We start from the raw sequence: 22,277 nt of genomic DNA on the forward strand, positions 1-22,277 counted from the left end.
ACCTATGTTCAGGTTTTTACCAATTTTATTGGATTTGTGTCTTGTACTGGGATTGGGATTTTTACTCCAATCCCATACAAACCAAAAGAACTTTCGCATCGATTTAATTGGTTTAGGTTTATTTGTTTTTATTGTTTATTCAGCCTATCACTGGCGTTCCTTTTTAAAAGAAAAACGCCAGTATTGGTCCTTATTTCTTACCACTCTTTTGACATGTTTTGTATTTATAAAAATTGCAGAATATGATCCTATCCAAGTCTTACCGCAAAAATTAGGAATCAAACTTGTATCCATAGTTTGGCTTTTATTCATTGTTTTAACCTTCCGCAAACTTTCAGAAAATAATTTTTCCATCATCGGTCCGTTTCTTGCGATCGTCCCTGCAGTTTCTTTTATCAATTTTATGGCATACCCATCTGTCCCAATTGCGATTGCACTTGCGATGGGAGCTCGTAACCTACAGTTTTCCTCCAAACCAAAAATCTCCACTTTCTACATTCCTTTAATTGCGATTCTGTTTTTAATTGGTCGCGACTGGTGGGATGATTTCGCGTTACAAAGAGGAGTTCTTGTTTTAGAAGCTTTTTTGTTTTATCATTTGATAAGTATTTGGGACAGGCAAAAATTATTATTCTTTCTAAAGTCTTGCATTTTATTTTTCATCCTTAATTCCATTTTTATCCTCTGGAAAATTGCTGATGACCCCAACTTTCATATTACTTCATACCATGAAGATGTATATTTAATCCCTGTGAGTCTATTAGCATCAAATGCTTTATTGGTAGCTGGATTGGCTGTTGTATTTTGGTTCGAACCCAAACAATCACAATGGCAGAAGTTACTTATCGTTGTTGCTATTATTTCTACTTTAATGTTTCTTGGAATCACGATATCTAGAAATTCCATTTTGTCATTTTTGGTTTTTGCTGTTTTACTTTTTCTTTTCATTCAATCACCCAAAAATAAATATTACGCAACTTCTATATTGGTTGTATTACTTTTAATTGGCGTTTATTTCTTAATTAAATCTGAAAAATCAATATTTAGTTTGGGATCTAGTGCTGTAAGGATTTCAATCTGGAGTTTTTATATTCTTTCAACGATCCAAACGCATCCATTTTTTGGGTTTGGTATGTTTCCAGAAAATAAAATTCCATTTAGTTTTTCTGAAATTCCCGATTCAACCAGTGCTTTTTATATTCGGGACTATATTAACAATTTTGAAAGTTTTCCATTGGCTCATAACCTATACGTACAGGCATTCGGTTCCTTTGGGATTTTAGGTTCTCTCTTCATTGTATTATGGATTGGAAACTTATTTTTTAAAAACCGAAACTCATTCCTTCCTGTTTTAAAGTCAAATTTGGCCTTGAGTTGTTTATTGTTTGTGTGGGGTATTCACGAACTTTATGATTTTAATAGTTTGGAAATCTCCAATCTATTTTTGCTGGTTGGAATTTTGGGACTTTTTAAGTGGCCTAGTGAAAAGGGAATCGAAGAATTCACTATGGTGCGGAAACATACTTTATTTATTGTTTTGATAGGATTTTTATCCATAGTTTGTTTCAGGTTTTCATTGGTAGATCATTATACATTGAAATATAATAAATATGTAACTCCACACAGTTTTGAATTTTATCTACCAAAAGATTCTCAAATTAAAAATCCTGAAGAGCCTATTCAAAGTCGTTCCTCTTTAGAATATCGTTTTCTGGGAAGTAAATATTTCTTTTTGAACTTAGCCGTTGATCGGACAATTGATACTCAATCAAAACTTATTGCTAATTGTTTTAGTGAAGAAGTATTGCCAGCTATTTGTTATTCAAAATTAATTCAGTATCAAAGTTCTCAAAATTTATTTCCAGAACACAAAAGCCTTTTTGTCTATTTTTTGTCATTATATGATCCATTTGAAATTTATAAGCGAGATTCTTTATGAAGAAACCTTCTGTTAGTTTTGTTATCCCATGTTTGAATGAAGAAAAAACTCTCCCTTATGTTTTAGAAAAGTTAGTGAAGGTCAAAAAAGATCATTCTAAAGAAATGGAAATTGAGATCTTAGTTTCTGACAATGGAAGTACCGATCGTTCCATTGTTATTGCAAAGAAATTTGGAGTTAGAGTGGCACCTGCTAAGGAACGTGGTTATGGAGCAGCTCTTGATTCAGGCATTAGAAATGCCAAAGGTGATATAATCGTTTTTGCGGATGCCGATGACACATACGATTTTTTGGAATCACCAGCTTTGATTCGTAAATTGGTTCAAGGAAATTATGACATGGTCATTGGTTCTCGTTTGGATGGTGAAATACATAAAGGTGCTATGCCTTTTTTGCATCGATATTTGGGAACACCGGTAATCAATTGGATTATTAATTTGTTGTATTCGAAAAAATTTAAAATTCGAGATAGCAACTCTGGATTTCGATGTTTTCGTAAGGACAAGTATTTATCTTGGGATATCAAAAGTAAGGGAATGGAATTTGCTTCTGAATTGTTGATAAAGGCCTTGATCCACGATTCGAAAATGGAACATGTTCCCGTTTCTTTATATCCAGACAAAGAAGGTCGGATTCCGCATTTAAAAACATGGCGAGATGGAATGCGTCATTTACTCCGCATTTTATTTTATGGTCCTCATTTATTTGAAAGAGTGGGGCTTAGTTTATTTTTATTCTTTTGGTTACAATCGTTAATTGGTTTTTTTGCAGGGAAAGTAGTCTCTATTGGAGGTATAAATCTTTATGGAATCCACTCCATGGTATTTTTTTCCTTTTTATCGATTTTGGGCCTAAGTCTTTGGGGGACAGGCCTACTTATTGCAACTAAACAGCCACGAATTAGTCGAATTTATCAGTTCATTTTAGCAATGGAAGAAGACCGTCTATTCTTTGTTTTGTTAAGTGGCTTCGGCATCATTGGTATGGCAATTGTTTGGATTTTCATTCAATGGCAGAAATCTGGTTTTGTATTTATCAATTTTGAACGTGAGTTTATTGTTGCAACTAACTTAAGTTTGACCTTACTTATTTTTGGTTTGCAAGCAGTCACTGCGCATATTATTAAACGGGATTAAACATGGGATTTCCCAAACGACTTGGTATCTACATTCTCATTCTTTTCATTCCTATTTTTTACCGATGGAAATGGAATGAACATACCGTATTTGTCTCTAGCGATCCGGAAATCAAATACTACCAAGTAATCCAAAATGTAGATGGTAGCAAAGCTGAGGAATGTTATTTCCCTGCAAAAGAAATGGGCTTTGATATTTCAATGGTTCCCTTTGGATACCCATGGGCATTTTTTTTAAAAAATGGAAATTGTGTATTTCAATACCCAGTAATATTTACCTGGATTCAAAAAATCTTTATCAGCATATCATCTAAGAAATGGATAACATACATACCGATTTTATTTTTCTTTTTTAATTTTTGTCTTTTAGACCGTATATTGAGTAGATTTGAAAAGAGGGGATTTGTTCTACTTTTTTCAGTTATTTTTATCCAGTGTTTGACTCCTATATTTCTTTCCTCTTTAGATTATTCTGAACTAACTTTAACCAATTTCTTTTTTCTATCGGCAATTCTTTCATTTTTAGAATTTCAAAGAGAAAAACAATTTCGATATGGAATTCTTCTCGCAGTCTCTATTGTGTTTAATTTTCAATTGAGGCCGGAGTCTACAATTGCGTTAATTTTTTTCTTAGTCCTAACGTTTACCTTCGGTAAAGAGCATTGGAAACAAATAAAAAATCTTACTCCATATATCATCCTTTGTTTAGCTTTACAATTTGCTTTTTTCATTTGGAACCACAATGTCTATGGACATTTTCTTGGGATGAGAGGATTGAATACTGTTACCGACATGGAATCTGGTGGTATTCAAAGGCATCTGATTCAAGAGTGGGTTGCTGATTTATGGGGAAATGATTTTAAAATAGGAATTTTTAAAGGTTACCCAATTCTAATCTTAGGACTTATTGTTGTTTGGTGGGAAAGAAGATCTGAGTTATTTCCGCTTTTAATTTCTGGTATCCTCTTTGTTCTAATTTTACCAATTCTTTCACCATACAGAGCCGGTGTCGATATTTTTGGAATGCGATATTATGAGAGTGGAGTATACTTATTAATGGCTGGTGCTTTTCTTTCTCTGGGACGAAAAACATCTTTACCTACATTTTTACTCATTTTACTTCCTTTTATTTATTTTTCTTATAAATCTGATTCAAGAGCCATTAAACAATGGACCTCTTCAGCCAAATTATACCATCAAGTAATGAAAGAAATTGATAACTTACAACCAGACTTAATTGTTCACAGAGGTCTATCTTTATCTTATTTAGTTGGTTATAGTTATATTCAATATCCGCAAGTAGCTGTCTATTCAAACGAAGACTGGATGAATGTAGAAAAGGTTTTAGGTGACCAAAAAAAGAGAGTTTTATTTCTACAATGGGAAGGGAATAAATTAGTAAACGAAGAATTCCCCGAATCTATTTGGAAACAGAAATTCGATATCAACTTTACTCTTGAACCTAGAAATTTTAAAATTCTATCTGAACATTCATTGGCACATTTCAAAGGTTTTCTTTTGGAACAAAAGAGATGAAGATTAGCTATAATTGGATACATAAATTACGTTCACCGATGGTAAATCGAAAGCTCATCATTCTTGCTTTTTTGTTGGTCGTAGGTTATCTTTTTTACAAAAGAGTAGGTTGGGATAGTGGGCCGAGTCCACTCATTCAGTCGGATTCTCAAATTAAACTTTACCAAACAATTGAATACAAAAAAAGGGGAATCAATTCTCACCAATGTTATTCTAAGTTTAAAGATTTTGACGAAGATTTTAAGTTCTATCCATTTCGTTACCCCTGGACCTATTTTACGACGAGCCAAAGTGGACAAAAAACTTGCGTATTTCAATATCCTAGTTTCTTTGCACAAAGTTTTTCATTACTTCCAATTCCTTATAGGTTCTATAATGGAATCATTCTTATCCTGTATTTACTTTTAAGTTTTGTTGTTGTATTAACGATACGTTCCATTTTTGAAATAGCGAAATTCGAATATCTCGCTCTGGCTGGTTTTTTGTATTTAGTTGGATACGAAATTTCCAGTGCTATTGAGTTTTCCGAAAGTATTCCTTCCCAAATTTTGCTACTTTCATTTTTTTATGCTGTTTTCCATTTGGAGAGTGCTAAACGCCCACTACCGAATTTGATTATTTTTTCATTTGGTTTCTTCGGTGGAGTTTCTATTTTTTTACGTTCAGAATCCGTTATTTATATAGGCGTTCTCGGTTTGACTGTTCTATATTTTAATCGAAAACAACTGGTAAAGTTTGTAGAAAAATACCTAACCTTTGTAAGTGGGTTTGCACTAGCATTGGTATTGTTCGGATACTATAATTTCCATGAATTTCAAGAAGTTTTGGGAGTAAGGAGTAAGGTTAGTTATACTGATTTTTCTAGATTACAAATAGAAGATCGAATTCATTTAATTTCTAAATTTTTTCTTGGAGACACCAACCGAGTTGGGTTTTTGTTTTACTGCACTCCCATAATTATTTTGCTTATTTACGGAATATTTAAAATCAAACTTAGCCAACTACAAAAGTTGTTGGTCAGCGTTTCTATCCCTACTTTTTTTGGAGTTGTATTACTGAGTCCGTACTCTTCGGGCGGATTGTATTTGGGGTTACGTTTTACAGAGTTTTCCTACCTATTATTTTGTATTTTTGCGATTTCCTTACTTAAAACAGCAACGAACAAAAAACAACTTCAAGTGGTCCTCATTTTAATATTTTTGCAAATAGGATTCGGGTTCTATCACGTTAGAAAAAATTTTAAAACTTTGGACTTCGTAAAAAAATATCACGATATTTTTCAGGTGAAATTAGAAAAGGAACCAAATGCGCCAGTGGTTCATTTAAGTACTTTTGATTTGTTATTAATTTCAGATTCTTTTTTAAAAAAACCACATTGGATCGTTAATAAACAATCAGAATTCAATTTATTAGAATCTAAATTTCTAAATTCCGGGGTGAATGTATTCCAAGTATTTGTATATGACCATAAACCACCTAAAGATGAAAATGTAACGGATGAATTTTATAAAGAATGGATTGATACGAAATTCGAAATTGACTCAAAATTTTACAAAAAGAAATCGGATGAAGAAATAGCTGGATTTCGGTTTATGGTTTGGGAGAAAAAGTGAAAGAGCGAATTTTTAAGTTACGTGAATTTCGATATGAAATAGGAATTATAGTTTCATTTTGTATAGGTTTTTTCCTTCGATTTTATCAGTTGGATCGACAAAGTCTTTGGAGTGACGAATTATATTCTGTATATGCTTCTTCTCTTTCTAATTGGTCAGATTTTTGGACTTACTTAGAAGAAGATCCGCATCCTCCTCTATTCCAAATTTTACTTTCTTTTTGGATTCGGATTCTACCTAAATTTTCTGAATTTTCAGTAAGATTATTTCCTGTCATTATTTCAGTTTTGAACTTATGTATACTTTGGTTTTTAACTAAAACTTGGGAGAATCCTAAACGTTTTATTTTTCTCTTTTTAATTTCGCTTTCTCCAGGTGCCATTTATTATGCACAAGAAGTCAGATCTTATTCCCTTCTGTTGTGTTTATCTTCCATCATTCTTGTTTTGTTCGTTAATTTAGAAAAGGAAGGTAATCGGAGGTTTGGATGGATTGGTTTACTGATCGCATCAATTTTAATTTCATATGTTCATCTATTTGGATTTATTTTTGTAGGAAGTTTGTATTTTCTATTTTGGGTACGTTTCCTTTTAAAAAAGAATAAGGAAGTTAAATCTGTTTTTTATCTTGGATTGATTACTTTTTTAGCTTTTCTTCCTTTTGTATACCAATTGTCAAAGGGGACAAAAATCGCAACTGCCAGTTGGATTGATCCTCCCGGTATTGTTTTGTACCTTGCCTATTATTCTCTCTTTTTTTATACTTCGAAAAAGTTTTTCTTTCTGACTGTGATCATTCCGGTCATTCTTTTTATGACCTGGGTTGTAAAAGATCTCCGTAATTGGAAGAGAGATAGAATGGAAGTAACCTATTCATCGTCAGGAACTGTCATACTTGTAGCTTTTTTTATTGTTCTATCCACAAGTTTATTTTCCTTATACAAACCAATTGTCACGAATCGGAATTGGATTGTGACTCTTCCGTTGGTTTATTATTTCGTTGCAGAGCATTTGAAGTTTTCTTTAAACCGTTGGTATTCGATAGTAGGCTTAATTCTACTGACTCTTTTTTCATTAATAGATTTTAAAAAAAATTTTTATTTAGCATTCAAAGAAGACTGGCGTGGTAGTGCTCAGTACATTTTAAGAAATTGTGAACCACCGTTGGTAGTTTCTGATTCATATCCTGAATTTTTAAGTTTGTATTTGGACTGGGCTGGTCATAAAGAATTTTCGCCCATTCTTTCTGGTCCTGTGTTTGAAATTTCGCAATCCAAACTTTGTGTGTTGAAAAGGTTTTTAGGTGGGAATGGCCAGGAACTTCCTAAATCCATGTCTATGGAAAAAATTGGCCAGACCATTTTTTATGGATTTACTGTTGAGGAATATAAAAGAGCGAAATGATTTTTGTTCCGTCCTTTTTGTGAATTAGTTTAATTGGAAGTTTTATGAAATATTATTTAGAAAAAAGAAAAAATCCAAATCTATTGTCTATCATTATTCCCTGTTATAATGAAGAATCTGCACTTCCTTTTCTAAAAGAAAGGATAATCCAGCTGTTAAAAATTTTGCCCATGAAAACTGAGATAGTTTTTGTGAATGATGGAAGTACTGACGAAACTATCTTTCAATTGGTGAATTGGTCTAAAGAAGATTCACGAATTCAGGTTGTATGTTTGTCTCGGAACTTTGGTCACCAAATTGCCGTGACCGCTGGTATGGATTATGCCAAAGGGGACGCAGTGGTAATCATGGATGCAGATTTACAGGATCCTCCTGAGGTCATTTTGGAAATGCTCGAAAAATATAGAGAAGGGTATGATGTAGTTTATGGACAAAGGTTAGCCCGTTCTGGAGAATCCTTTTTTAAACGCACTACTGCTTGGGCTTTCTATCGTATTATGAAAATATTAGTTCATAAGGACCTTCCATTGGATTCTGGCGATTTCCGTCTCATATCGAGAAGATGTTTGGATGCATTGAATGGTTTACGAGAAAATCATAGATTCCTTCGAGGAATGAATGCTTGGATTGGTTTTCCCCAAACACCTGTTTATTACAATCGGGATCCGCGTATTGCCGGAGAAACTAAATATCCTTTGAGAAAAATGTTAAAACTCGCAATGAATGCTGCCGTATCATTTTCTCCATTACCTTTACGGTTTAGTTTGTTACTTGGGATTGTTGTCGCAATAATCGGATTTGCTGTAGGTGTGTATGCTTTGTTCCGTGCCTTCCAACATTTTGTATTAGAAATGCCGATTGTTTACAACCCAGGTTGGGCCACAATTGTTACATTGATATGTTTGATTGGTGGATCGATTTTGATTTCGATAGGTATTTTGGGAGAATACATAGCCAGAATTTTTGAGGAATCAAAGGGTAGACCATTGTATGTCGTTGAGTTTGTGAAAGGTGGCTCTGTCAGTAAGAAGAAATAATCAGATTTCTATTTTACTAAAGTATAGAATGACAAAGTCGGTATCCGATCCAACTTTTTTCCTGATAGCCATTGCATTGGTACCCTTCTTCTCGTAATAACTTTATAAAATTTTCGGAAGTCAGTTCTACTCCTCGTTTGCTGTTCATAAAACTATTTGTCGTAGTTTTTGAAAAATCGAATATATAAATTGTTTTTAAATTCTCTTTTCTAATTTTTGAAAAAAGAGATTTTCTTTCTGTTTCATTTTCAAACTCATGAAAGGAAACACTTGGTTGCGTTAAAAGGGATAACCCTGCAGTTCCACTCAAATTGGAATCATAAAAGATCCATAAATCTGATTTTAGAGATACATAAATTTGATTTGTTTTGCGAATCATTTTGTAACTTTCTTTAGAAATCTTTAAAATGAAAAGATTGACTATTACGGAAAAAATCACTAAGGAAAAAAAGATTCTATTTGATTTTAATTTTTGCCACTGATTTGCGATTAAATAAATACCAGGAAATATTGTAAACAGTGCATATCTACTTGTGATAGTAATTCCGTCATTGGGAGCACTGAGTCCTACAAGAATTGGATAAACTAAAAACACCGTGAGATGTAAAAAAATGGGATTTGAGCAGTTGAAACTTTTCAACTGGTTTCGATTTAAATAAAGAATGTATAAAAAGTAAGGTGAATACAGAAAAAAACCAAGTTTCATTCCTGGAACAGAAAAGGAAGTAAATAGAATTTTTTGTAATTGAAAGAGACGATTTCCAATCGAAGTACTTTGTGTTATTGTGTAATTGAATAGGTATCTGATTCCTAAGGAATGACCATATTCAAAATAATTCCATGTTAAAAAAACAAACACAGGAATTACAATCGTTATCGTAAGATAGAATACTCCTAAAAATTTTTTCTGACGGTAAAGAAAAGGTAACGAAACAAAATAAATTACCATGGAAAGAATAAAAATTTCCAATCTTAAGAAACTTCCCCAAACCATAAGGAAAATAGAAAAGATTAAAATGTTAGAGTTTTTTTCTTCTAGGCCACGTGCCCACAGAGAATACGAAAGTGAAATCCAAGAAATTGCTAAAGGTACTTCGGATAAGTCGAGGACTTGTGAAAAAACTACGGAAGAGATAAAAGTCAATAGTGAAATTTCGACAGGAATGTTTCCAATTCGGTAAAGTAAGTAGGATGATAGAATGAGAATCATACCATTGCCAAACATAAGCCATTGGATTGGTAAAAAGTAAAAAAGAATGGCATAGATTTTAGCAAATACTTCAGAGAATACTGATTTCAATTTTCCTTGATTTTGGATGACAAAGAGAACTGGATGTAATTTTTTTTCGGGATCTATTTTTTCTGCGGGATAAAGGATAGAATCCTTTCTTTGTTTAGATGACTCTATCTGAGAAGCCTTTGCTAAGGAATCTGAGATAAAACTGGTATTTGCTGAAACTAATAGCTGAATGCTTAGAAATAGGAAACCAAAAATCAAAAGGTAAATAGCGGATTTCTTCAATTGATTTTCCTTTTACCCTATCGGATTTTATTTTAATCCAATATTTTTTGCAAATTAAATTTATAAGTGCAATGTTGTTTAGTCAAGTTTTTTAACTAATTAAGGTTATGGATAAACATTAACTTTACTCTTAAATCATTCCCAATTTTTTTTTTACTTTGCGTCAGATTTTAAAGTGCCAATCCAAAATCGGTAATTATTTCGATCTATAATTTGGAAATCATTAGTTAATAGTTGCATTTGTTTTTCGAGTTGGTCTGTATTCCATTCGGAAATTGGAAAACCCGACATACGTTTGTCATTATTAATCGCTTCTTTCATTTCTTTGGAAATTAAGTCAGGGTTCCAAGATACAAACATTACTTTTCGATTCGGATAAGCGAAAGATATACGATTCAAAAGTTTTTGATTTGATTCCGATGTATAAGAAACGATCACTACATGACCAAAATAATATCTACCGCTTGTATATAAGTTTAGAAAGTCTTGAAATACAAGAATATCGGGATTTAACTCAGATAAGATGGGTGCAAATTTTTTCTCTAAGTTAGTTTTAGACTTTTGAATTTTGGCACCTACAATTCCTAAGAAAAAAGTAAAAACTCCGAAAGTTAATAAGAATGAGTAAAAAATTATTTTTTTCTTTTGGTAATAGTAGGAAACCAAAGGTTTTAAAAAGTATAAGTAAGGGAATATCAAGATTGTATAAAACCGAGGACCCCAATTGTTAAATCCATCATTTGGTGCAATCCATGGAATGATAAATAGTGTTCCCGTAGTTGCAAGTAAGAGCGCTTTCTTTGAGTCGGAAATCTTTTTGAATTTATACCAATAGATTATCAATAAGACAAGGGAAAAGGGTAGATACCCAAAAAATCCTATTTTCAAATTAGAAAAAAATAATAAACTTTTGAACCATTGTAATCTTTCTGTGAATCCAGCGGAAAATCCATTTGCATTTGCTAAGTAACGCGTGCCCAAAAAATGACCATATAAGAAATGGTTTAAACTAAGTTGGACCAAAAGAAAGGCAAGAAGAGATATAAAAAAAACAAAGTAAAATTGAATAAATTTTTGGAATCTTTCTTTTGGACTTTTTCTTAAATATAAAAAGAAATAGGAAAGGAAAAAAATAGAAAAGAAAGGTAGGGTATCCAATCGCACCACAATCACCCAACCCAATGCAATTCCTGATAAAAATAAATGGAGGGTGCTACTCTTTTTTCTTAGGAATGGATGTAATCCATAGATAGAAAAAACAAAGATAGCAGGCAACTCCGAATATTCCCAGCTCAAGGGCCAAAGGAAAGTAGCAAAAAAAGTTATTCCTAATAACAAAAACGAAAAATGAAAGATCTTTCGTAAGACTAAAAAACCGAGACCTAAAAAGAGAAGGGAAGTATAGGGTAAAAAATGAATCGGTAAGAAAGAGAGAAAAGGCGCCATTAGAAAAGCAAATTGGATAGGAAAGGCACTCACCAATTTTTCCTGGTTTTTTAAAAATAGGTTTTGTGTTAGGTGAAAGTAATCTAAATTTGAATCAAATTCTTTTGCGGGATAGTACAAATTGTCCGATACAAAATGGTTCTGCCAAATTGAAAATGTTTGAACTGCTTTGTCGTGGCTATCCTGGAAGAGTGAAAATTGTGGTTGGGTGAATTCAATCGAATAGAAAACTGCAAAAATAAATACTATCCAAACGCTCCAGCTTTTAAATTTACTTTGACCTTTACTCATTAATGAAAAATTCCTTTTTAGCCTATTATTAATTCAAAACGGTTCGTTTGAATTATCGATTGCATTCTAGCAGTTTATCAAGACATTATGCCAATATCGTAGCATTATGAAAGAATATTTTATTGAGATTTTTAAGAAAAACAAAAAGGAAATCAATGAGCTTTATGGAATTCGGGCTCTTAGTTGTTATTTTGTAATTCTGTTCCATTGTTTCGCCTTTTCTTTGGATTCTTTTCCGCGCCACTATGCGCCTTATTTGCACAACGCCCAAAACGTAGAATTTCTTATGAGTTTATTCTTTGTGATCAGTGCATTTTTAGTATCCACTTCCTTTTCTCGGGAATTGGAACGGGCGAGTTTTTTCGAAAGTTGGAAAAGTTTTGTGATCAAACGGTCTCTCCGTATTTTCCCCGCTTTTTATGTGATTTTATCTGTGACAATTCTCATAATGGCAGGAATTCTAAAGAAAAGTCAGGGATTAGAAGAGGCTAATGCATTTACAGATGGTCTTCTTGAGTTGAAATTAAAACTTTCCTACTGGTGGACAGATTTCGCATACATATCCAATTATTTTCCGAAACGAATTCTTGTTCATGGCTGGTCCCTTTCGATGGAAGAGCAGTTCTATGTTGCGATGCCTTTTGCATTTCTATTCTATACAAAATTTCTACGCAATAGAACGCAGAAAATGTTTTTTTTAGTCCTACTTTTGGCACTTCCAATTTTAATTCGAAATTATTATTATCTGAATTTTACTTTTGATTCGTTTGAGATTTACGTACAAACTTTGTTTCATCCGATTCACACACATTTCGAACCTTTTGTGTATGGAATTCTTCTGATGGAACTTTGGCGAGCCGGTAAAATTTCATCTAGTATTGTTAGAGCCAAAACAATTTACTATATTGTCTTTAGTGTTTTTTTTATTTTGTTCTGTTATGTTTGCACTTTGGAGTTTTCTGAAGCCAAACATTTTTTTGTTGTTTATCGAATTAGTTTCTATTCCTTTTTTGCCTTTATCATTGTGTTTGGAGCCGTTGGTGGATTCTTTTCTAAAATATCTTGGTTTTTAGCAAACCCTGTTTTGGTGTTTATTGGAAAACTCAGTTATGGAATTTATTTAGTCCATATGTTAGTGAACACTACTGTGATGCTTACAGTTTTGGATCATAAAATAGTTGAAAACAATGATGTGACTCGTCTCCTAAAAGCATCGTTTATCAGTTTACTCATATCAATATTGATTGCACTTCTAAGTTATTTGGTGATAGAAAAACCTTTTTTAAAGATACGCGAGTGGACCCAGGCACGTTTCGATATTTCTACCAATACTTTTTATTATGTGAAAGGAAATGCAAAAGAAAGGATTTTAGTTTCTTTGTTTTTAACACTACTTTCTTTTTTTCCGTTTATCATTTTAAAACAAATGGTCGCGGTTGATTTTATCCCCAAAAACGAACTAACGACTTTTGTCATTGGGGCGTTATTCGTAGTTCCTATTTTAATCAATATCGTTAGTCTATTGATTAAGAAAAAACTATTTTTCTATTTTTATCTGAGTCGATTTCAAGATTAAATAGGTTAAAAATCGTATTTGAGTTTCTAGATTTAGGATCGAAAGGCCGCGGCAAGACCTTCTTTTAATTTTTGCCGACCTAACTCTGCCGATTTTGGTAGAGTTAGGTCTTCAATCAGTTTTAATAAAAAACCTTCGTCTACCAATTTCCCCTCTAAAACCTTTCCAATCATTCCCGCCACAACTGCTAGAGTCTGTTCGATCGTAAAAAAACCCTCGGATTCCAAAAGCAGTGACATTCCCATTGCACCTTCTGTTCCATAAAATGCTTGTTTGGTTCCAAAAACAGTCTCATACATTCCCGTAGGCAATGCATCCTTTACTTTTTCACGCATTTCGGTTTCACTGGGCCCGTGGCCTGTTCGATTGATGATACTTAAACTGACTGGGTTTATGGTTCCGTGAATTCTATGGATTTCTTCCGAAAGAAGTCTGATTTTTTTGGCAGCGTCTCTTGTGATCGCATCCCTTCCAAGAAAGTTTAGTTTGTAAAGATACTCTTCTAATTCATCTCCGGTGAGTTTTCCCATACAAATGATTTGGTAGAGAGTAAAAATCATATAATCCGATTCTGTATTATCGCCTAAAAGAATTTCTTTGGATTCTGTGGGAAGATACACTCTATCGTAAAGAAGAATGGAAAGTTTATAGGACATTTGGTCAAAAAGACTTTGGTAGGAAGCTCCTAAGAATTTTTTGGTTCGTGACCAAGCCGGTTTGAAACCGTTCTGCAAAAACTCTATGGGATTAAAAATGGTTCCAAGCACTTTATCAAAAACACCTTTGATCGTTCCTTCCAAATACTTTAAATGTAAAGATTCAATTTGGATATTGTCTTTGGCAATGGTGGCAAGCATGGTTCTACGAAAGAAGTGAGGGCTTGCGGAGATAAAAGCAAGGGGCGCATTAGAAAGAGAGGTTCTCAGCTCTCTATATAACTCTGGCATTCCTGGTAGCGCCTGTTTTTGATTAGGTGTTTCAAAAACTGCTGTAAACTTTCCTTTTCCCGAATGAATGTCCGTAGCTAAATAAGTTTGGTCGATATCGGAGGTGACAACCATTCCTTTGTAGTCTTCCGCAAGGATTCTGAGTTTGCCTTTACCTACGATGGTTGTCTTTCCTAAAATCGAATCTTCCGTTGTGTTTAAATGGGCTAAGTCTTTTGAGTATTGGCGAAAACTATCGAGTCCCTCTAAGATCACCTGAAAGTCATGAGATCCAATGGGTAGTTTGTCTCGGATTTCACAGGAAAAAAATCCATCCTCATCAGCTTTGATTTTTCCTGAAGTATAGATTTTATTTCCACCAGCGTCATAGACTTCCAATTTCAAAACCGGTTTTCTCACTGGTGCCAAAGAAAAATCTAGAAACGGTGTGATCTTCGTTTCTTCTCCAATAAAGAGTCCTGTCACCAAATCCCAAAGTCCCTCTGCCTTCATTAGGTCTGTAATTCCCACATCGACCACTTGCCCTCGGACGTAGGAGCGCCTTTCCCTCCCTAAAGATCCTCCGCAGACAGCAATTCTTTTGATATCGGTAATGATCGGTTGTGTGGTATTTGGTTCTTGGGACATAGATTTTATGCCCTATAGCGTCTAAGAAAACAAGGAGCCGTCTATTCCTTTTTATGGTTTCACTACGATCCACCAATGATTTTGTCCGACTTTTACAAAAGGAAGGAGAGCTCCACGTAGTTTCCGATCCTGTGGATCCTTATTTGGAACTGGCGGAGATCCAAAGGCGTGTGGTGGCAAACAAAGGTCCAGCGCTCTTATTTACCAATGTCAAAGGAACCAAGTTTCCCGTTGCCACCAATCTCTATGGATCTGAAAAGAGAATCCATTTGGCCTTTGGACCAAAACCGGTAGCGACGATCCAGCGTCTTGCCAAACTTGCTAAAGAAATTTTCCCTCCCCGGTTTTCTAAACTTTGGAAAGAACGATCCCTCGGACTATTGCCTTTCCAAGTAGGTTTAAAACAAGTGAGAAGGGCCCCAGTTCTATCTGGTAGTGTTCTCTCCACAAACGAGCTACCACAGGTGGTTTCTTGGCCAAAAGACGGAGGAGCCTTTGTCACACTTCCTCTCGTTTATACCCAACATCCGGATTCCGGCAATGGAAACCTGGGAATGTACCGCGTGCAACTCTTTGGTGACAAAACTGTCGGTATGCACATCCAAATTCATAGAGGAGGAGGGTTTCATTATTATGAAGCCGAAAAAAAAGGCCAGGCTCTTCCCGCTCATGTATATATCGGAGGGCCTCCGGCACTTACCATAGCTGCTGTTGCTCCCTTACCGGAAGAAATTCCTGAACTTGTATTTGCTTCCTTTTTAATGGGAGAAAAACTTCGGATGACAAAAGACAAAACGGTCTCTCCCTATCCGATTGTCGCTGACGCTGACTTTGCTCTCATTGGTACCATTCCTCCGTATGTTAGGAAACCAGAAGGTCCCTTCGGAGACCACTATGGATACTATTCGTTGTTACACGACTATCCCTATTTGGATTTAACTCATATAAAACATCGAAAGGATGCCATTTGGGCTGCGACTGTCGTGGGAAGACCTCCGCAAGAAGACCATTACATTGCTGAGTTTTTACAAGATTTACTATCTCCTATGTTTCCACTGGTTATGCCACAAGTACTCGGTGTTTGGGCCTATGAAGAGTCAGGGGTACATTCTTTGGCCGCGGCTGTAGTCAAGGAGCGATACTTCCGAGAAGCCTTTATGGGAGCACTTCGCATCCTCGGTGAAGGACAATTGTCGCTTACTAAGTGTTTACTTGTGACAAACGAAACTGTGAATTTAAAAAACTTTTCAGAAACATTTCGAGTGATTACAGAAAGATGTGATCCAAGGACTGATTTTTTTATTTTTAGCAATATCAGCCAAGATACTTTGGATTATACCAGTGGAACTGTAAACAAAGGAAGTAAAATGTTATGGATGGGAATAACTGAAGCCAATGCTCCTTTAAAGTATCCCAACTTACCAAATGAATTTTCTGGAAATTTCAAAGACAAACGTTTTCAAAATCCTAAAGTGTTTTTGCCGGGAGTTCTTGTGGTCAAAGGGTCAACCTATGCCAAAGAGGATGCACTTGCAGAAAGATTACTCCAAGAAGATTTAGGTCGATTCCATTATGTATTTTTAGTAGATGATTCGGAAGATGCCATCAAATCTGATTCTGATTTTATCTGGACTATATTTACAAGGATGGAACCTGCCTCCGATGTTTACGCAAGAACAGAAACTAAACACAACCATATCTCCTACCAAGTTCCAATCGTCTTTGATTGTAGGATGAAACCTTGGATCCCAGAAGTGCTTGTTCCGTTATCTGAGACAGTAAAACAAGTAGATTCAAAATTTGGAAGGATGATCGATATCCTTTAACCTTAATCCCTATGGACTTAAGGTCAGATTTTCTTCTAATATATAAAAAAGTTTATAGAAAGAAACCTTGGATAGAAAAAACTAAAACGAATACATGGGAAAAAAACTAACATTAGTCACTGGTGGTGCGGGTCTTATTGGTTCGCAAATCATAGAAGATCTGAATCATAATGGAAATTCCGATATTTTGGTCGTGGACCATCTTGGGACCACAGAGAAATGGAAAAATTTGCAGAGGAACTTTTTTCAAGACTATTACGAAAAAGATCAATTTGAATCTTTGTTAGATTCTGGAAGTCCCCTCTTAAATGAGATATCTGAAATTTACCATTTGGGTGCCTGTTCCGCCACTACAGAAAAAGATGCTACCTATCTCATGCACAATAACTTCCATTATACGAAGAAACTGGCAGAATTTGCCGTTTCCAAAAGGATTCCTTTTTTATATGCTTCGAGTGCTGCCACTTATGGAGAAGGAGAGTTCGGATATGATGACAAAGCTCCGATCGAAAACCTAAAGCCACTTAATATGTATGGGTATTCTAAACAGTTATTTGATCTTTACGCCAAAAAAACAGGAATTGCAGACAAACTGGTTGGACTCAAATACTTCAATGTCTTTGGATATGGGGAAGCTCATAAAGGAGATATGCGTAGTCTTGTTTTGAAAGGGTATGAACAAATTCGGGATTCGGGGAAATTGAAATTATTCAAATCTTATAAACCTGAATACAAAGATGGAGAACAAAAACGAGATTTCCTTTATGTAAAGGATGCTAGTAAAATCAGTATTTTTCTTTTGAGTGAACGAAATTACGGATTGTACAATGTCGGTAGGGGAATTGCGGAAACTTGGAATGATTTAGCCAACGCATTGTTCACATCCATGGGAAAAGAAGTTAATATTGAATACGTGGAGATGCCAGATTCGCTCAAAGGCAAATACCAATACTACACTTGTGCCGAGATGGAAAAGATAAACCAAACGGGTTATCCCTTTGGTTATACTAACCTCCGGGATGCTGTCGGTGAATATGTTCGTTTCTTATTAGAAGAAAAGACTTAGTGTTTACTTTTTATACACTTTGACGATCGTTTGGATTAAATCTTTAAACTTCGGGTCTTTCAAACTGTAGAATACTTGGTTTGATGACTTACGTGATTCTAAGATTCCATTGTTTTTCATCTTACTTAAGTGTTGAGATGCTGCTGATTGACTAGTTCCAAGTAGTTCTACGAGTTGACCCACAGTTTTTTCTTCTTTTGCTAGGGTGTATAGAATCAATAAACGAATAGGGTGCGCGATACCTTGTATCCCTTTAATGGCTTGTTCCAATTGTTGTTTCGATAGTTCTGTTTTTATTTTCATCGGTAAGGATTCCGTTATATCCTTATGACGAATGGATACTGATTTTACCTACGAAATTTTTTTCGTTTGTAAAAAAAATGACAAACCATTTGAAATAAATTGAATGAGCCCTTGGGTTGGTCCAAGGGCTATCTTTAATCAAAGTTAGATTCTAACTCCGCCAGAAATTTCTAAAACCACACCGGTAACTAAATCATTGGAGATAATGAATTCAGCCGTTGATGCAATTTCATCTGGTTCGCCAAGTCTTCCTACGGGAATGATAGACTTCCATTTCTCTAATGCCTCAGGATTCATATCTTTTAGAACCATTTCTGTTCCGATAAACCCTGGAGCAATCCCTGCCACACGGATTCCAAATTTAGCTAGTTCTTTGGACCAAGTCACAGTCATAGCCGCAACTCCGGCTTTCGCAGCACTGTAATTGGTTTGTCCTGAGTTTCCGTGCATAGCGATAGAAGCGATAGGGATGATCACTCCTTTCTTTTGTTCTACCATCTTTGCTGCTGCTTCCCTAGCAGTTAAAAAGACCCCAGTCAAATTTACATCTATGACCGATTGCCATTGGTCGATTCCCATTTTCCCTTTCACTTTTCCGGTTTCTTTGTCCACACGGATGAGAAGTCCATCTCGTAAGATCCCCGCATTCAAAATCGCAACATCAAGGCTACCTTGGAAAGCCGCCGCTTCTTCGATCAGCCGAATGCTGTCTTCTTCTTTAGCAACATTGGCAACAATTCCAGTTGTTTTAATCCCTTCTTTTTGGAAGAGGGTAACCGTTTCGTCCAATTTGTCTTTTTGGATGTCTGAGAGAATGATATTGGCTCCTGCTTTGCCTAAGCGGTAAGCCATTGCCTTTCCGAGTCCACCGGCAGATCCGGTGACGAGAATATTTGCACCTTTTAATTCCATGTCCACCAGTGTAAAAATGGCAGACAGGTGGTCGATAAAATTAAGGGGTTTAGTTTAGTTAGATTTCTGCCAGTTCCGCACTTCGAAACGACACATAATTGTCGTTAAATGGAATTTCTACTCGTGCGACAGTTCTGTCAGGGTGGGTGATGATTCGAAATAGGTTCGGGTCAACCCCTTCGTTCTTTAATAGAATCATGATGAGTGCAATTCCAAGGCCAGCACCTTCCGTGTTGTCCATATTGTCCATATAGAACTCAGCAATATCGTTATAGTTCATAGACTTTTTCATTTTCTCCCGCATCCGAGCTTCTTCGGTTTTGATTACGGGAGTATTGTTTGTGACTTCCACAAGAAGCCCATCCGGGCAGTAGTGGAACTTGATTTGGACATAGACACCGCGGGCTAAACAACGTTTGCCATATTCGTCTGCCATTTTTTCAGAAAACTTTTTGGAGTAGTCTTTGATTCCTTGGAAGTAGTCGTTTTCATCTGTAATGTCAAGACCCTCATCTTCAAAGAAAACTCGTTTTTGGTTGGCTTTGATTCCGTTGATCGTCAATTCCTTCGCGATCGTATATAACATTTCCACAAATTGGGATTGGTTCACTTCGGCTAAAATGTTTGTGATAAGACCAAGGACATATTGTTCCAGTTGGCGATTCATCCGCGACGAACGTACTACAATTTTGGATTTTGCCTTTACCAAATCGGGGATTTGTGTTTCTAATTCTAAAAAGGGTTTCGCCACGAATCATTCCTTAAAGCGGGGACTGTTCCCACATGGTTCTATTATCGAACCGGGAAATCCACAACTAAAATCTCAAGGGAAATTCATGGTTTTTCTTGTTTTTTCACCATTTCCAGGAAATAAACTCATTTTCCATTGACCAAAGAGCCTCATTTAAAATAGTGTAAAAAACCTAGCCTCGCTTGGAAACCCGCGCTTGGGTGGGAAACGTTTGCCCTCTTAGCTCAGTGGTAGAGCACTTCCATGGTAAGGAAGGGGTCACCAGTTCAAGCCTGGTAGAGGGCTTGTTTAGGGCTGTAGTTTAATGGTAGAACTAGGATCTCCAAAGTCCTTGGTGGGAGTTCGATTCTCTCCAGCCCTGCCAGATACTGCAGAATATATAGAATTAGAGAACAGGACAAGGATCAATGAAAGCTACGAGTTTCATTCAGGAATGTAAAGCAGAACTTGAAAAAGTGCATTGGCCTACGCGCCAAGAGGTAGTGAGTTCTACCGTTGTAGTCCTAGTTACAGTATTTATTTTTTCCCTATTTTTATCAGCTTCGGATTTTGTTTTTCTGAAACTGCTAAAATGGTTCTGGGCATTAGGAACATAGGTAGGGACGTGGGCGATTCTTTAGATAAAAAATGGTATGTGCTTCAGACTTATTCCGGTCACGAGAATAAGGTGAAGACAAACATTGAAAAGATGGTCCAACAACAAAAGCTGGAAGACCAAATTTTTGCGGTAAAAATTCCTTCAATGGAAGTTGCCGAAATGAAAAACGGCAAGAAGAAGGTCACAAAGAAGAAACTCATGCCGGGTTATGTTCTCGTTGAGATGAATATGACCGATGACCTTCGATTTAAAATCCAGAACTTACCTTCTGTGTCTACATTTGTAGGCGGAAAAGGAAAAGGTCCGGAGCCACTATCTCTCGATGAGATCAAAAATCTCTTCAGTGATGTGGGAAGTGTGGAATCGGAAGAAGTTTCGAGACCACGTTTCCTATTCAAAGTGGGCGAAACATTGAAAATTATAGATGGTCCGTTTGCAAATTTCACAGGTCTTGTGGATGAAATCTTTCCTGATAAGGGAAGGCTCCGCGTTCGTGTAGAAATTTTTGGAAGATCTACTCCAGTAGAGTTGGATTACCTCCAAGTAAAATCGGAACAATAGAACTGATAGATTGACTTTTAGTAAGGAACTTTAAACGAGATGGCTGCAAAGAAAGTAGTAAAACAAATTAAACTCCAAGTGGAAGCAGGGAAAGCAAACCCGGCTCCTCCAGTAGGTCCCGCTCTAGGTCAAGCCGGACTCAATATTATGGAATTTTGTAAACAGTTCAATGAGAGATCAAAAACTCAAATGGGACTCAAACTTCCAGTGGTCATCACTGTTTATTCTGACAGAAGTTTTACATTCGTAACTAAATCTCCTCCAGCAGCTCTTCTTGTAATGAAGGCGCTTGGCATACCGGGTGGATCTGCCACTCCGCACACTGTAAAAGTGGGAACAATCAAACGAGCTCAACTAGAAGAAATTGCAAAAACTAAGATGGAAGACCTCAATGCGAACGATATGGATGCAGCAATCAACATTATTGCTGGAACCTGCCGTTCCATGGGTGTAAACGTCGAGTAATCATAGGAAACGGGAACTGAAGTCATGAAACGCGGCAAAAAGTATATCCAACTCAAAGAGAAAGTCGATCGTACTAAGGCTTATACCCTTGGCGATGCAGTCGGTTTGGCAAAAGCTACTAGTTTTTCCAAATTTGATGGAACATTAGAGATTTCGACTAAAATCAATTATAAATCTCTCCAAAACGTAAGAGGGACAATCTCTCTTCCCCACGGAACTGGAAAAACAATCAAGGTTTTGGTTTTCTGCAAAGGAGACAAACAAAACGAAGCAAAGGAAGCGGGTGCTGACTTTGTCGGTGATATGGATCTGATTGAAAAGGTGGCTGGTGGTTGGACTGATTTTGACGCTTGCGTTGCTACTCCTGATATGATGAAGGAAGTGGGTAAACTTGGTCCGGTTCTTGGGCGTAAGGGCCTTATGCCAAAACCAAAAGCAGGAACAGTGACTACTGATGTATCAAAAGCAGTAAAAGAACTCAAAGCCGGTCGAATTGAATACCGCCCTGACAAAGGGGGAGTGGTTCACTTAGGTGTTGGAAAATGTTCCTTCTCTGATGACAAACTTTCTGACAACATCAATGCAGTAGTGGCTGCCCTTATGAAAGACAAACCTTCCGATGCGAAAGGTGATTACCTAAAGTCTTTCTCTGTTGCGGCAACTATGGGAATCGGCGTGAAAGTCGATGTGAAAGAACTAGTAAACGCGAACATATAACGAGTA

General features: G+C 35.9%; 19 protein-coding genes and 2 tRNA genes. 15 read left to right on the plus strand and 6 right to left on the minus strand.

Annotated elements, in window-relative coordinates; all coding sequences use genetic code 11:
- Positions 1-4 precede the first annotated feature (4 nt).
- Genes LEP1GSC203_RS09290 through LEP1GSC203_RS09315 form a run of 6 tightly spaced genes read left to right on the plus strand, consistent with a single transcriptional unit; the run spans position 5 to position 8,663 of the window.
- Positions 5-1,939 carry an O-antigen ligase family protein gene (locus LEP1GSC203_RS09290; RefSeq protein WP_002974012.1) on the plus strand — a complete coding sequence of 645 codons (1,935 nt, stop codon included), beginning with the start codon at positions 5-7 and terminating at the stop codon, positions 1,937-1,939.
- Positions 1,936-3,075: a glycosyltransferase family 2 protein gene (locus LEP1GSC203_RS09295; protein ID WP_002973918.1), complete on the plus strand. Its 1,140-nt coding sequence runs from the start codon at positions 1,936-1,938 to the stop codon at positions 3,073-3,075. Before LEP1GSC203_RS09290 ends, LEP1GSC203_RS09295 begins: the two co-directional genes overlap by 4 nt.
- A 2-nt stretch (positions 3,076-3,077) precedes the next feature.
- Complete coding sequence (locus LEP1GSC203_RS09300) at positions 3,078-4,610, plus strand: LA_3751/LA_3752 family putative glycosyltransferase (protein WP_002974257.1); 1,533 nt, start codon at positions 3,078-3,080, stop codon at positions 4,608-4,610.
- Entirely contained in the window at positions 4,607-6,223 is a 1,617-nt protein-coding gene (locus tag LEP1GSC203_RS09305; protein WP_039937679.1) for an LA_3751/LA_3752 family putative glycosyltransferase, read from the plus strand. Before LEP1GSC203_RS09300 ends, LEP1GSC203_RS09305 begins: the two co-directional genes overlap by 4 nt.
- The gene (locus LEP1GSC203_RS09310; protein WP_039937877.1) at positions 6,220-7,626 is read left to right on the plus strand and encodes a glycosyltransferase family 39 protein; all 1,407 of its coding nucleotides are present in this window, start codon (positions 6,220-6,222) and stop codon (positions 7,624-7,626) included. Before LEP1GSC203_RS09305 ends, LEP1GSC203_RS09310 begins: the two co-directional genes overlap by 4 nt.
- 44 nt (positions 7,627-7,670) lie before the next feature.
- Positions 7,671-8,663 (plus strand): glycosyltransferase family 2 protein, encoded by a 993-nt coding sequence (locus LEP1GSC203_RS09315; RefSeq protein ID WP_002973773.1) that lies wholly within the window; start codon positions 7,671-7,673, stop codon positions 8,661-8,663.
- 16 nt (positions 8,664-8,679) lie between these two features.
- Here LEP1GSC203_RS09315 and LEP1GSC203_RS09320 read toward each other — a convergent pair whose 3' ends face one another.
- Positions 8,680-10,185: an LA_3751/LA_3752 family putative glycosyltransferase gene (locus LEP1GSC203_RS09320; RefSeq protein ID WP_002974437.1), complete on the minus strand. Its 1,506-nt coding sequence runs from the start codon at positions 10,183-10,185 to the stop codon at positions 8,680-8,682.
- Between the two features lie 153 nt (positions 10,186-10,338).
- Positions 10,339-11,922 carry an LA_3751/LA_3752 family putative glycosyltransferase gene (locus LEP1GSC203_RS09325; RefSeq protein ID WP_002973819.1) on the minus strand — a complete coding sequence of 528 codons (1,584 nt, stop codon included), beginning with the start codon at positions 11,920-11,922 and terminating at the stop codon, positions 10,339-10,341.
- Positions 11,923-12,028: 106 nt separating this feature from the next.
- On the opposite strand from LEP1GSC203_RS09325, the gene LEP1GSC203_RS09330 reads away from it, so the two are divergent.
- Positions 12,029-13,498 carry an acyltransferase family protein gene (locus LEP1GSC203_RS09330; protein ID WP_002974216.1) on the plus strand — a complete coding sequence of 490 codons (1,470 nt, stop codon included), beginning with the start codon at positions 12,029-12,031 and terminating at the stop codon, positions 13,496-13,498.
- A gap of 32 nt (positions 13,499-13,530) precedes the next feature.
- On the opposite strand, the gene LEP1GSC203_RS09335 is transcribed toward LEP1GSC203_RS09330, so the two are convergent.
- Entirely contained in the window at positions 13,531-15,072 is a 1,542-nt protein-coding gene (locus LEP1GSC203_RS09335; RefSeq protein ID WP_002974337.1) for a phosphatase domain-containing protein, read from the minus strand.
- Positions 15,073-15,125: 53 nt separating this feature from the next.
- On the opposite strand from LEP1GSC203_RS09335, the gene LEP1GSC203_RS09340 reads away from it, so the two are divergent.
- Together LEP1GSC203_RS09340 and rfaD are read left to right on the plus strand one after the other, a co-directional pair.
- On the plus strand, positions 15,126-16,898 hold the full coding sequence (locus LEP1GSC203_RS09340) for a UbiD family decarboxylase (protein WP_002973690.1): 1,773 nt from the start codon (positions 15,126-15,128) through the stop codon (positions 16,896-16,898).
- A 94-nt stretch (positions 16,899-16,992) separates the two neighbouring features.
- Positions 16,993-17,964 carry an ADP-glyceromanno-heptose 6-epimerase gene (gene rfaD / locus LEP1GSC203_RS09345; RefSeq protein WP_002973668.1) on the plus strand — a complete coding sequence of 324 codons (972 nt, stop codon included), beginning with the start codon at positions 16,993-16,995 and terminating at the stop codon, positions 17,962-17,964.
- 3 nt (positions 17,965-17,967) lie between these two features.
- Here the strand turns inward: rfaD and LEP1GSC203_RS09350 are convergent, their stop codons facing one another.
- The 3 genes from LEP1GSC203_RS09350 to LEP1GSC203_RS09360 form a co-directional block, all read right to left on the minus strand.
- Positions 17,968-18,267, minus strand: a complete 300-nt coding sequence (locus LEP1GSC203_RS09350; protein WP_002973834.1) for an ArsR/SmtB family transcription factor — start codon at positions 18,265-18,267, stop codon at positions 17,968-17,970.
- A 144-nt stretch (positions 18,268-18,411) separates the two neighbouring features.
- Positions 18,412-19,179, minus strand: a complete 768-nt coding sequence (locus tag LEP1GSC203_RS09355; protein WP_002974534.1) for an SDR family NAD(P)-dependent oxidoreductase — start codon at positions 19,177-19,179, stop codon at positions 18,412-18,414.
- Positions 19,180-19,237: 58 nt separating this feature from the next.
- Positions 19,238-19,930 (minus strand): hypothetical protein, encoded by a 693-nt coding sequence (locus tag LEP1GSC203_RS09360; RefSeq protein ID WP_002974413.1) that lies wholly within the window; start codon positions 19,928-19,930, stop codon positions 19,238-19,240.
- A 213-nt stretch (positions 19,931-20,143) separates the two neighbouring features.
- Here LEP1GSC203_RS09360 and LEP1GSC203_RS09365 point away from each other — a divergent pair.
- The 6 genes from LEP1GSC203_RS09365 (at position 20,144) to rplA (ending at position 22,271) form a co-directional block, all read left to right on the plus strand.
- Positions 20,144-20,215: transfer RNA gene (locus tag LEP1GSC203_RS09365), tRNA-Thr, on the plus strand.
- A gap of 5 nt (positions 20,216-20,220) precedes the next feature.
- Positions 20,221-20,294 (plus strand) — tRNA-Trp (locus LEP1GSC203_RS09370).
- A 43-nt stretch (positions 20,295-20,337) separates the two neighbouring features.
- Positions 20,338-20,526 (plus strand): preprotein translocase subunit SecE, encoded by a 189-nt coding sequence (gene secE / locus LEP1GSC203_RS09375; protein ID WP_002973751.1) that lies wholly within the window; start codon positions 20,338-20,340, stop codon positions 20,524-20,526.
- On the plus strand, positions 20,502-21,089 hold the full coding sequence (gene nusG / locus LEP1GSC203_RS09380; RefSeq protein ID WP_051064156.1) for a transcription termination/antitermination protein NusG: 588 nt from the start codon (positions 20,502-20,504) through the stop codon (positions 21,087-21,089). Before secE ends, nusG begins: the two co-directional genes overlap by 25 nt.
- A 39-nt stretch (positions 21,090-21,128) precedes the next feature.
- Positions 21,129-21,554: a 50S ribosomal protein L11 gene (rplK, locus tag LEP1GSC203_RS09385; protein WP_002973616.1), complete on the plus strand. Its 426-nt coding sequence runs from the start codon at positions 21,129-21,131 to the stop codon at positions 21,552-21,554.
- Positions 21,555-21,578: 24 nt separating this feature from the next.
- A complete protein-coding gene (gene rplA, locus LEP1GSC203_RS09390) occupies positions 21,579-22,271 on the plus strand; it encodes a 50S ribosomal protein L1 (RefSeq protein ID WP_002974044.1) in 693 nt (230 codons plus the stop codon).
- Positions 22,272-22,277: the final 6 nt, after the last annotated feature.

The sequence above is a fragment of the Leptospira terpstrae serovar Hualin str. LT 11-33 = ATCC 700639 genome (assembly GCF_000332495.1).
In the GTDB taxonomy this organism is placed as follows: Bacteria; Spirochaetota; Leptospiria; order Leptospirales; family Leptospiraceae; genus Leptospira_A; species Leptospira_A terpstrae.